A 10,757-nucleotide genomic window follows, 5' to 3' on the forward strand; every position below is an offset into this window, starting at 1 on the left:
TTGCCCGGATAGCTCAGTCGGTAGAGCAGGGGATTGAAAATCCCCGTGTCGGTGGTTCGATTCCGCCTCCGGGCACCACTATTCGAAGCACGCTGGTCAGAGGTGAGAAAACTGACGGGCGTTTAACGGGAGTGGTACTTGTTGATGTTGATCCTCACATCAGCATACATCAAGAAGTTACCCTCTCGATTAGGGAGCCTGCTGACACAGGCTCCCTTTTCTCGATCACTGTGAATAATTACAATGACGTGACTGAATGTCAACCATTGTAAAACATCTCTTCAGCCTTATCGGTGTAAAGTGCCATTTCCTTTTCCAGCGCCTGGCTCACAATATCCATACTGATATCAACATATTCCATTGTTGTACTCACGTTGCGGTGCCCCAGCAATCCCTTAACCAGCTGCAGGTTTCGTTCAGGCGAGCTCATCAGTGTCGTGGCAAGGGTGTGCCTGAACCGGTGGGGAGAAACATCAAATCCGCACTCTTTTGACAGTCTACGAAAAAAAGAGCGTAACGGTTGCAGCGATGGTTTTTCCGAAAGAGACGCCCTTTCTGCAGGCGAAGAGACAAACCGCTCATAGTGAAAAAGCGCATCATTATTGCCGGCACCGCAGTCCCTTGCACGCTGAAGCAATGCTTCCAGTCTCGGTCGTAAATGACTGACAACGGGAACCCGCCATTCCCGGTACGTTTTACTGCCTTCCGCTCTTAATTCAATCCACCCATCGTCAAGAGACACATCTTTTAGACGTATATGGAGCAGTTGATTTTGCCGCATACCAGTGTAACGCAAGGTGTCCAGGACAGTCAGCCAGTACCATACTGGCCTCAGAGCGCATTTAGATTCGGTTCTGGGCTCAGAAGCAAATTGCTGCATAGTTAGCCAGATTTTTGTCATCTGGTTTTTTGTTAGCGTTTTTTTACGCTTCTTGTCCTGTTTGACCGATACGCCATTGAAGGGATTTTTACTTAAGTTCGTCAGTTGAGAAGTGATGGCAAAATTATACAGGGCACGCATATGGCTGACCTTATTGTTCCAGGTATGTGCAGAAAGGCACTGCTTCTTGAGCACATGCCTTCGCCACTCAAGCACATCGCGACTGGTTATGCCGTAAGGCGGACAGGCTTCCCCGATATGCTTCCTGAAACCACGAACAACCTTCTTATAACTCCACTCGGTATCTTCGCGCAGCGATTTACAGAAAAAGTACTCATCCATAAGTTCCTGCCAGAGCCAGTCAGCACTATTTTCGTTCATTTTTTCCATTCCTCTCTTAGTAACAGTAACGCACCAGATGTCAGACCGACGTTGTGGTCAGGGGAACAAAATGAACTGACTGTCCTGAGGGATGGTCTTTCTGTATACCCGCCTGCTTTTCACCAGGTAGCCTTTTACCCGTTTGAACCTCCCGGACTTGTCGGGTGTATCGTAAAGCTGAGCAAAATAAAATCTCCTGTTATCACGACGCTTATGCAGGTTAAGTCGCTCAAAAGAAGCCTGAATGCTTTCCCGTTGAATAGTCGAACCAGTGGCCTTAAGGTAGTCGAAAAAGATACCGGGGACGGGTAAAAAGACATAGCCGGCAATAACATGGATTTTGTCTGCTTTACCATTAAAACTAATATCTCCCCGATTGAGTCCCTCCCGGAGCCAGTCAAAAAACTGTTCTCCTTCCGCTACGTCAGTACCGGAGACTGCTACGGGTACGGAATCTGATCTTTCATCACATTTGTTAACAATTGCAACCTGAGAATAGTCCGAGTTTCCTTTTGCAGACGGTTCCTTTTCATTTGCGGGGTCTTCTATCTTTTCAAGGGGTTCTGACGATTGCTGTTCCTCTGCAATCACAACGGACACGCCTGCCTGTACCTCACCTTCATTTTCTGAAGCTTTAGCATCTCCTGACATGTCGAAAAGAGAAAGGAGAGCATCAGCATCATCTTCAGAGGGCAGAGAGTCAGAGCCAGTACTTTTTTCGATTTCGCTTAAAACACTTTCTGCTTCGTTTTCTTCACGGCTTTTAACTGGTGAATCACTAAGCTGAGTGGGGTTATCAATACCTGTGGCAAGTGTAAAGATCTCAGGGGAAGATGGATCAGTTGCCCCGCTCAGAGCTGTTTGTTCAGATAACATATCTGTAGGTAAAACCGTAGCGCCCCCCTCATTTGAAAGGGCTGTATTTACTGGAATTTCACCTGCATAAGAACCTAAAATTTCCGCAGGTTTCCTCTCCATCAGAGGAGACTCTGTTTTCTCAGCTGCTTGTTTCATCAGGCTTCGGATCAACGGCATTGCCGGATGCTGGTTCCATAAGGCCCCGGCAAGATTGCCCAGAGCTTCGGGATTTTCTGCCAGCCAGCCTGTCGCTTCCGCTGGCATAAGTTGTCCGGCTGCCAGCGCTGCAAAAGCTGAGGAGTTGTCAGCTTCCCGGAAGCGAAATCGATAAGGCGAGTCCGGAACGGTTATTCCCGGAAGCCAGCTTTTACCATCAAGCAGCTCCCCCTCCAGAGACGCCAGGAGCGGCAAATGCCAGAACAGTGCAGACCAGAAAATGACCGTATTCCACATCACGTTTTGCTCTGCCTGCTCTTCTGGCGCAGCTCCGGGTGGAAACATGTATCCTTTGGCCAGTCTGACCGCACAGGTTGTGAACTGCAGCGTAAGGTCCCCGAAGCCGTCTGACTGCGACCACCTTCCCTGCTGTGTTGCCGGCACATTCTGTACCCTGGCCAGTAAGCCATGCAGTGGCGTTATATAAAACCGGTGATAAACATCCGCCGGAAGTGAGCTGTTTTCCCATATTTGTTGCAGGCAGGTTTTTCTCAACGGGCTACAGCACAGCGTATCGACCGTACGCGGAGCGTGGTAGCCGGCAGGTGTGAAAGCGGATACATGACGTGCTGGTTCCGGTTCACCTTTTGAAAACAGAAACCTCAGAGTCCTGATTCTGTCGCGCATGATTTTCTCCTGGTATAGGGCTGCCCAGTGTTGTGACACTCCCCGCGCTTCACCATAAAAAACCAGTTACTCATTCTCAGAAGTTTTTCCCGTTTCTTCGTGGCTGTCGGCACTCTCTCCATTTCCGGACGGTACGGTTTCGTACGTCGTCTCGCGGTTTTTCCCGCCTTCATCGCTCAGCCAGCGCATCAACTCGTTAAGCACGAGCGTTCTTCTGGCCCGGGTGACAGCCACGTACAGCAGGTTGGTCTCATCCTGCCGCTCATCCTGCGAAAGAAGCGGGTCGGTAATGTCGGTAAAATCCTCACTCAGCATCACCACCGGCCATTCGAGCCCCTTGCTGCGGTGTGCGGTTGAAACCGTGACCTGAGCCTCTTTTTCATGAGTGACGACCTGACGGCGCATAATGGCCAGCTTTTGAGGGAGCGGGAAAAAGTCATCGAGCAGGCGAATAGCCTGGTTCATCTCCACGTCCTGCGTGGCTTTGGCTATCGAGCAGTACTCGTCAAAATCCCGGTAGTCCCGGCTGAAGCGCGGGGACTGCATCTTTTCAGGCATATCGGCGGAGAACCAGTACAGATCCTCAAGCTCTTCGGTCTTGTAGCCTTCAATCCCGCCGACCCAGAAGACCTTTTTCTCCATGAGACTTGCCGTTAAAGCACTCCCAATCACACCGGATACCGTCCGGCTCAGTACAGCAATGTGCTCAGTTCCCTCCGGAATTCGGGTCACCACACTGTCTTCCCCCCCGTTGCCTGTTACCTGTTTATCTTCACCGGCACGGTCCAGCAGGATGTTGGCCATACGCGCGACCTCAGGGCCAAAACGAAAACTCGCCGTCAGCCACAATTTGTCTGCCTGCGCCAGCTGAGGGGCATTGAGCGCGTTATCCGCCCCGCGAAAGCGGTAAATCTGCTGGTAGCGGTCGCCGACCAGGATGACCCGGCAGGGCTGATTCAGTACAAACGCACTGGTCACCGGGTTAGCGTCCTGCGCCTCATCGAAAAGGATGGTATCCCAGCGTGTTGATAAATCAGGATGTGAAAGCTGGAAAAGTTTAAGGTAGGTGTCGTGCGTGACGGGAAAGGTTGAATCAGTACGGCTCATTTCATACCAGAGGATTTGGATTGCCCCCAGAATTTTACCGGCATCGAGACCGTGGCGATCATCCTCAGACGGCAGATGTATCAGCCCCGGCTCAGTATCTGCACTGCAGAGGAACATGTTCAGCCCGCTTAGCGCCAGCCGCGCCAGCGGCCAGTGGCGGGTATTGAGCTTGCGGGCCACATCCGTAATGCGCAGACTGGCTGTCAGCCGGTCACGGAAATGCCTGCCGAAACGGGCCCATGCCAGCTGATGCGACGTTTTACACTCTACGTTATAGGGGAATTTGCGTTCAGCCTCATCCCGCACAGCGCGATTATAGGCAAGGTAAAGCATCTTACTTTCCGGGTTGGCTTCAGCGTAGTTCACTAACGTGGAGGTTTTGCCTGTGCCTGCAAACGCATTTACCACAAGATGATTACCCTTCCATTCGATGATGGCGTTTTGTTCGGCTGTTGTTTTCCAGGTCACTGTGTTCTCCCGCAGCAGCAGATGTGAAAAAAAACAGCCTGACAGCGGGAAGAGTTCACTACGATAAAAAACCAGATACCGTGCTTCAGAAATAAAAAACGCTCCCGGGCGGGAGCGTGTGGATGTGATTATGCCGCCTGCAAGTACCGTGGATCCAGACGAACAGGCCAGCCGCCGAGATAGTGCCCGGGGGTATAGAGTATCCGGCGTCGTTCATTCGCCAGGGTATTACCTACCACCACTTCGCCGGCAATCCCGCACAGGGACAGCTGTATGTAAGCCATTCCGGCCGCAAGCGGATCGATATCTGTCGCGGATACCCACAGATACCGGTGCGGTGGCCACCCCGCCTTTTGCAGAACATCAGCAAATGCCAGCACCATGCAGCCGGCACCGCACGCAGGTTCACTCAGGGTGATGAAGGGTTTGTCACGGAACAACGCTTCAGTGTCGCCCAGCTGCATGGCCGCCATCATTCTGGCCACGTCCCAGGGCGTGAAAAACTGCCCCCTGTATTTGTCACCCAGCTCCAGCTGCATAAAGACGCGGCCAAGGAAGTCCCCGGGCGCTTCACCCAGCCCGTTAACAACGTGGGCCAGCAGCTGCGCCATGCGCGTGACGTCCTCCTTTTCGTATCCACCGACTATACGCAGATACTTTTGCTCCTGCGCTTCACTGAAGTGAAGCCGGTTTTCCAGCGCGATGACGCTGCAGCTGATGAAGTCTTCAAACACTTTAAACCGGTGATGATACCGGGCCGTCTGACTGAACAACTTAACAAAGGCTTTTTCGTGGTTAATCATGCCAGGCATGCGTCTTCTCCATAAAAAAAGGGAACACGCACCCTGACCAGGGGACGTGTCCCCTGAGGGTAAAAAGCCACGGCATTGCCGTGGCTGGGTTAACGGAGGAACAGGCTTTTACCCCCGGACCTCACGATAAGATGCTGCTTCCTGAGTCGATAACGCCGGCTCATCGCTGACGAGATAAAGCACCTGACCGGGCTGAGACGCGCCGGCCGCACCTTTGTGTCCGTCGACATGTTCGCCGCCGTCATAGCAGTCGTAACCGCTGAGCCCGCTCACGGGCTCGCTGTAGCTGTGACGCACCTCGCAGTCAAATACCGCAGAAATTTCCCCGACAACCTCACCTGACGGCGGAAGCCAGGGCGTATCCATCTGCAGCGTAAGACTGTTTGGCGAATGCCGCTGCCAGTTGACATTGTGCCCGGCAGGCCACTCCATGCCGTACTGCCGGCAGTAGAGGCTGGTTGTGGTCGATACGCCTGACATCAGCCCTCCGGAACCGTTCAGCTCTGCTGCCAGCCGCGTAGGTATGACGGCCAGCATATCGCAGGGCTGGGAGCGTTCAGGATACTGGCTGAGCCGCTCCCAGGCAGTTGCGGCATCAGACTCATCGCCGGCGCTGACCAGACCAAACCAGTCGGTGTATTGCCTGGCAATCAGCTCCGCCATAACCTCACGTGCCGGGTCGGGAATATTCTCCCATTTCAGCGCGCCCAGACCTGACTGGTGATACAGCCGGTCAATGGCCCGGATGGTTTCCGCATCGAGGATGGCATCCTTCAGCAGGAGCGCCAGCCAGCTTTCAAACGCCTGATTGGCCGCAGTGGAAAGCCCTGTGCCTGCACGGACCAGCCCCTGACAGGGCGGATACGACGTTGTGCGCACCGGCTTGAGTATCCCCGCCGCGCCAGCCAGAAAAAGCTGTATGCTCTGCTGCACTGCGTGGCGGTGACGCGGTACGTCAGTTCCGTTTATCCACTGCAGCATGACATCAATGCAGACGGATTTACCGGTGATTTCCAGGCGGTTATGACACCATTCGGACATAGTGAATACTCCTCTTTCATAAAAAAAAGAGGACACAGCCCCGTGAGGAGCGGTGTCCTCACGGGAGGGCGACAGTTACGGAATAACCGCCACCGGATAAGTTAATTACGCCGCCACAGCCTGACTTTCAGGCAGTGCCAGTAGATATTCCGACGCTTCCCGGGCATGCCGGCAGGCGCGGAACAGGGCCTTTTTGTCAGATTTCAGCACCTTCAGCCAGTGGTCCACATAGCTGTCGTGCTGAACCTCACCGAATACCCCGAGTTGGGCACACAAAAACGCACTGCCCATTTCGGCGATGAGCTCCTCAAAGGCATACACCGGGTCCCCGAACTTGCGGGATGAGGAGGTTATCCCCTCCCGGTTAAGTCGCTTCGCATGACCGGTACTGTGTACCAGTTCATGCAGCAGCGTGGACCAGCAGTCCGCCTCCGTAAAAAACTGCTCAGCCACCGGCATCACAATTTCATCCGTCAGCGGACGGTAATAAGCCCGGTTCTGAGGCAGCATCCGGTGTTTAACCCCTGTGGCGTTAAACATCCGGATCACCCTGTTCATCACGTCCGGGCTGAGTATGCCGTCCTCATCCACCGTCGGCGGTTGCTCAGGTGAAGCCGCAACCTCTGCCGGCAACCCCTCACACTGCTCAGCGTTGAACAGCTGCAGGGGTTTAAGCATCGGCACGGTTTCCATCAGCGGTTTACCGTCACTGTCATAAAGGCGGTTGCCTTCGCGATCCTCCGCCTGCTTCGTCCAGTCCTTATAAACCACCGCCAGGGTGGCTTTCTCACCCTTACGCACCTGCCCGCCAGCCTGCTGCGCCTGCCGGTAAGTCATCCAGCGGTTATTGCGAAAACCCTGCTCTTCCGCTGACATCCAGAGAAGCAGGACATTCACGCCGCTGTAGTGACGTCCGGTTGTGGCATTTAGGGGCAGACCGGCCAGACCGATGCCGGCAGCCGCGCGCCACGGCTTACGCCAGGGCGCGACGCCGTTTTCCAGAGCGACAACAATGCGGTCGGTGATCTGACGATAAAGGTCAGTATGTTTTGCCGGACGGCGGGCCGCCTTGTGTGAAGTCGTTTTTTTCATGAGATATACCTTTAATCAGAGGCATACCCCTGCGCCGGCGGGCGCAGAGATACGCCCGTCGACGGGAAATTCAGAAGTCAGTTACCATGCGGCATAAAACCACAGGTATTCATGTTCAAAGTCAAAATCACTGAGCAGGCTTTCCAGCCTGTCACGCAGGGTGAAAACGTACTGCAGCCGGCGCTGAAGAAGCTGATTATCCTCATTCCCCTCTGTAAATGTCGCAATCGCACAGTCCAGCCTCTCTTTCAGTTGCTGAATATGCTCGCGTGACAGTTCCAGACAGGTCGCGTTTTCCACCTCACCGACATGCTTATCCACCCAGGTAATCAGTGAAAAATCGCGGCTCAGTTCATACACCGGATGATACGGTGCCGGTACTGCGACGATCTGCCTGTGCTGGCTGTAGAGAAAAATATCCAGTCCCATACGGGCCTCCTTCGGTTCAGAAAGAGGCAGGAACCTTTCCGGCAGGAAAAGTCCCTGCCGGGGTGAGTTAACGTCCGGTTATTCGCAGCGCCCCCTGCGGGGTCACCTGCGATAACCTGGCCTGCAGCCTGCCACAGGCGTTCAGAAAGGTTTGATGATCTTCAGGCTTCGCCCGCTTACAACTGATGAAGGCCGCCTGCTTTAGCAGACGCACGGCGTTTTCACGCCAGCGGCAGAGTTCATCAGGCCCGACACAGGCATTGAAGTGACAGACTGCACTCGCCAGAAGCTGATCGGCTTTCTGGCGGTACTGCGCGACTTTCACCCGGTCAGTCGCTGCGGTGAGCACCTGTATCTGTGTGTCGGTAATCAGGATCCTCAGGTCCGTCCTGCCGGACAGTACAGAGGTGGCTACCGCGTCGCTTATCGACAGTGATTCAATGAAATCATCGCCGCCGGCAAGCAGGCGTGCCGTGTCGTACCAGTCCTCATTTTTCTGAGGGTGACACCCTGTGGCATACGCAATACGCGGCACCGGATCGTTGCCCTGCCAGGCACCGGTGGCCGGCATAAGATAAACACCCTCATCCTTTGCCAGGTGAAGCTGACCTCCCTGCATGCGGGCGGCCAGCAGGACGTTCGTCAGGTCTTTGTTGTCGAAAAAAAGCATGGGGCTCTCCTTTAAAAACGGGAGAGCCGCCCCGTCCGGAGTGATCTCTCCCGACGGGGTTAAAGTCAGTACTGTTTACAGCGCGTCAGTTTTTTCCGCGACCCGCTTCAGTTCATACAGCTGAAATTCAGCCTCCGTAAACGCATTCCAGTCGTCGTTGCTCAGCACACGCTCACCACCGCAGAGCAGCTGCAGCAGCAGGGAATCAAACGCGTCACCACGCACCGGCGTTTTCAGTACCGGCTGAGGCGCGGTCAGCGTCGGCTGCTCAGGCAGGCCGAGATGTCGCTCAATCCAGCGTAACGGTAACGCCCAGCTGCGGCCTTCGTCAGAAGAATGTATCCGAAAGCTGCCCGGACACAGGTTATGCAGCAGGACCATCACAATGCGTGCAAAGAAATCGCAGGGCTGATGCTGAAAATCCAGCTCCTGGATACTCAGCGTATTGCGGTTGCGCTCACGCTCAATCGTCATGTTGACCGGCCAGACACTGCCGCCTGTGTCGCCACAAAACGCCATGACATCAGCAACCGGAAAGAGGTCAGCCGCGCGATTAAGCGACGGCAGATACGTATTCCCCGGACGCAGACGCACCGGCAGTTGCCAGAAAGTTTCTGTGACGGCCAGAACGAAAGCATGCCAGTGTCGCAACGGAACCGTGCTGACGTGCTCGATGGTGTAGACAACCGACATGGAAGCCGGCGAAGAAAACAGGTTTTTCATCGATAAATCCTCCGCGAATAAAAAAGGGGGGATTTATCCCCCGGACGGGAGTAAATCCCCGTCAGGGTGTGTTCTTTCTGCTGGTTACATCCGTTCGAGAGCCGCTATAGCCCGATCACACCGGGCATCCTGGATACCTTCATCCACGGCCTTCTCCCAGAAGGGCCGGTTAATTTCTTTTCCCAGCTCGTCCAGCGTGAAGAGCAAATTTTTAGACGTATCAGGCAAAGGCGGAATATCGCCTTCCCCGAGTAAAAAGACAAACCAGCCATAAGCTGTGCCGGTGCCAATGATGGAATCTTCCAGAAACGTCAGTTCATTCGGTTCATCCCGGTCCGTATGAAGATCGAGACGCTGGAATGCCCTTATGCTCAGAAGTTCACTCTCAAGCAGGCAAAGCCAGCTGAGCGTGTCCAGTGGAGTTTTAAGCGTATAAACGTCTGTGTGCATGGGTATATCCTCAGGTAAATAACGGGATATTCCCTCCGACGGAGAGATATCCCCGTCAGGGTCCACAACATTTTTTGACCGGCGTTCATCAACCGATCAGTTCAGTGCATATGAATCAGATTGCTCCTGATACACATATTCAGGATTAAAGCGCAGGCTTTTCAACGCAGCTACCGACAGTGGATCTACGGAATTTATGCCCGAAACGGCCACGCCATCCAGTATGTCGCCAGCCTCCACCCGGGGAGAATATCCGTAATACTGACACCATACACAGAGTTCGGGGTCAGCCGGATCACAATCACCGAGCGGTGCGACAAAAACCTGTTCGCCACAGGAGACGTTATCTCTGAGGATTTCGCCCGGATGAAAACACCACTTACGGGGCCATACTGAGCGGGACATACATCCCGTCGCGTCTCAGACATCGACAGAATACGGAAAGTGACATCGTGCAGTGCTTCAGTCATGAGAATGCCCTCCGGAAAGAAAACGGTAGCGCAGGTGTGCCAGATGCTGTGCCTGACGGCAAGCATGGCGGTATGCGTTTCGACGACCTGTTATTCCCTCAGGAAAGGAAACCGGCAGGCGGTGAAAAACATACTCGGCGCGGTGGCAACCTGTACGAACGGTAAGAAAGACGTTAACGCCCTGGTCTTTGACAGAAGTGATGTGCGCACGGACGGCATAATTGCCCGAACCGTTGACATACCAGCTGCTGTTGCGATGCAGATAAATGAAAGATTTCAATCTCCGGACAGCTGCGTCAGCAGACTGCTGAAGCTGAGTAAGGAGATGTTCAGGGAAAACCGCAAAAGAGATGACAGACATGGTGTTTCTCCATAAAAAAAGGAAACACCTGCCCGACCGGGAAGTGTTTCCCGTCGGGGAGTCAGAAAAAACAACATTCTGACTGTCTGATAAGTTGAAATGACCTCAATCACTGTTCAGCGATATCCGTTTCCAGAGGTTAAACGGATTTACCACCCGAAGGTATCCTCTC

General features: G+C 53.9%; 11 protein-coding genes and 1 tRNA gene. 1 reads left to right on the forward strand and 11 read right to left on the reverse strand.

Annotation, left to right across the window (positions count from 1 at the left end; all coding sequences use genetic code 11):
- The first annotated feature begins 2 nt into the window (after positions 1–2).
- Positions 3–78 (forward strand) — tRNA-Phe (locus ADJ24_RS05130).
- Between the two features lie 181 nt (positions 79–259).
- Here the strand turns inward: ADJ24_RS05130 and ADJ24_RS05135 are convergent.
- The 11 genes from ADJ24_RS05135 to ADJ24_RS25250 all read right to left on the reverse strand — a co-directional run bounded on the left by ADJ24_RS05135 (position 260) and on the right by ADJ24_RS25250 (position 10,585).
- Positions 260–1,261 (reverse strand): tyrosine-type recombinase/integrase, encoded by a 1,002-nt coding sequence (locus tag ADJ24_RS05135; RefSeq protein ID WP_006781417.1) that lies wholly within the window; start codon positions 1,259–1,261, stop codon positions 260–262.
- 57 nt (positions 1,262–1,318) lie between these two features.
- Complete coding sequence (locus ADJ24_RS05140; RefSeq protein WP_006781415.1) at positions 1,319–2,962, reverse strand: conjugal transfer nickase/helicase domain-containing protein; 1,644 nt, start codon at positions 2,960–2,962, stop codon at positions 1,319–1,321.
- Between the two features lie 66 nt (positions 2,963–3,028).
- Positions 3,029–4,537, reverse strand: a complete 1,509-nt coding sequence (locus tag ADJ24_RS05145) for a UvrD-helicase domain-containing protein (protein WP_006781413.1) — start codon at positions 4,535–4,537, stop codon at positions 3,029–3,031.
- Between the two features lie 128 nt (positions 4,538–4,665).
- Positions 4,666–5,349: an N-6 DNA methylase gene (locus ADJ24_RS05150; protein WP_006781411.1), complete on the reverse strand. Its 684-nt coding sequence runs from the start codon at positions 5,347–5,349 to the stop codon at positions 4,666–4,668.
- Between the two features lie 108 nt (positions 5,350–5,457).
- Positions 5,458–6,390 (reverse strand): DUF1281 domain-containing protein, encoded by a 933-nt coding sequence (locus ADJ24_RS05155; RefSeq protein ID WP_006781409.1) that lies wholly within the window; start codon positions 6,388–6,390, stop codon positions 5,458–5,460.
- Between the two features lie 105 nt (positions 6,391–6,495).
- The gene (locus ADJ24_RS05160) at positions 6,496–7,482 is read right to left on the reverse strand and encodes an ArdC family protein (RefSeq protein WP_006781408.1); all 987 of its coding nucleotides are present in this window, start codon (positions 7,480–7,482) and stop codon (positions 6,496–6,498) included.
- 81 nt (positions 7,483–7,563) lie between these two features.
- On the reverse strand, positions 7,564–7,911 hold the full coding sequence (locus tag ADJ24_RS05165) for a hypothetical protein (protein ID WP_006781405.1): 348 nt from the start codon (positions 7,909–7,911) through the stop codon (positions 7,564–7,566).
- 67 nt (positions 7,912–7,978) lie between these two features.
- Positions 7,979–8,581, reverse strand: a complete 603-nt coding sequence (locus ADJ24_RS05170) for a DUF3085 domain-containing protein (protein ID WP_006781404.1) — start codon at positions 8,579–8,581, stop codon at positions 7,979–7,981.
- Positions 8,582–8,656: 75 nt separating this feature from the next.
- Positions 8,657–9,304 carry a hypothetical protein gene (locus tag ADJ24_RS05175; protein WP_006781402.1) on the reverse strand — a complete coding sequence of 216 codons (648 nt, stop codon included), beginning with the start codon at positions 9,302–9,304 and terminating at the stop codon, positions 8,657–8,659.
- 84 nt (positions 9,305–9,388) lie between these two features.
- Complete coding sequence (locus ADJ24_RS05180; RefSeq protein ID WP_006781400.1) at positions 9,389–9,754, reverse strand: hypothetical protein; 366 nt, start codon at positions 9,752–9,754, stop codon at positions 9,389–9,391.
- A 462-nt stretch (positions 9,755–10,216) separates the two neighbouring features.
- Positions 10,217–10,585: a hypothetical protein gene (locus ADJ24_RS25250; protein WP_154283625.1), complete on the reverse strand. Its 369-nt coding sequence runs from the start codon at positions 10,583–10,585 to the stop codon at positions 10,217–10,219.
- Between the last annotated feature and the right edge of the window lie 172 nt (positions 10,586–10,757).

The organism is Enterobacter sp. 940_PEND, from assembly GCF_001059415.1.
GTDB lineage: Bacteria > Pseudomonadota > Gammaproteobacteria > Enterobacterales > Enterobacteriaceae > Enterobacter > Enterobacter cloacae_M.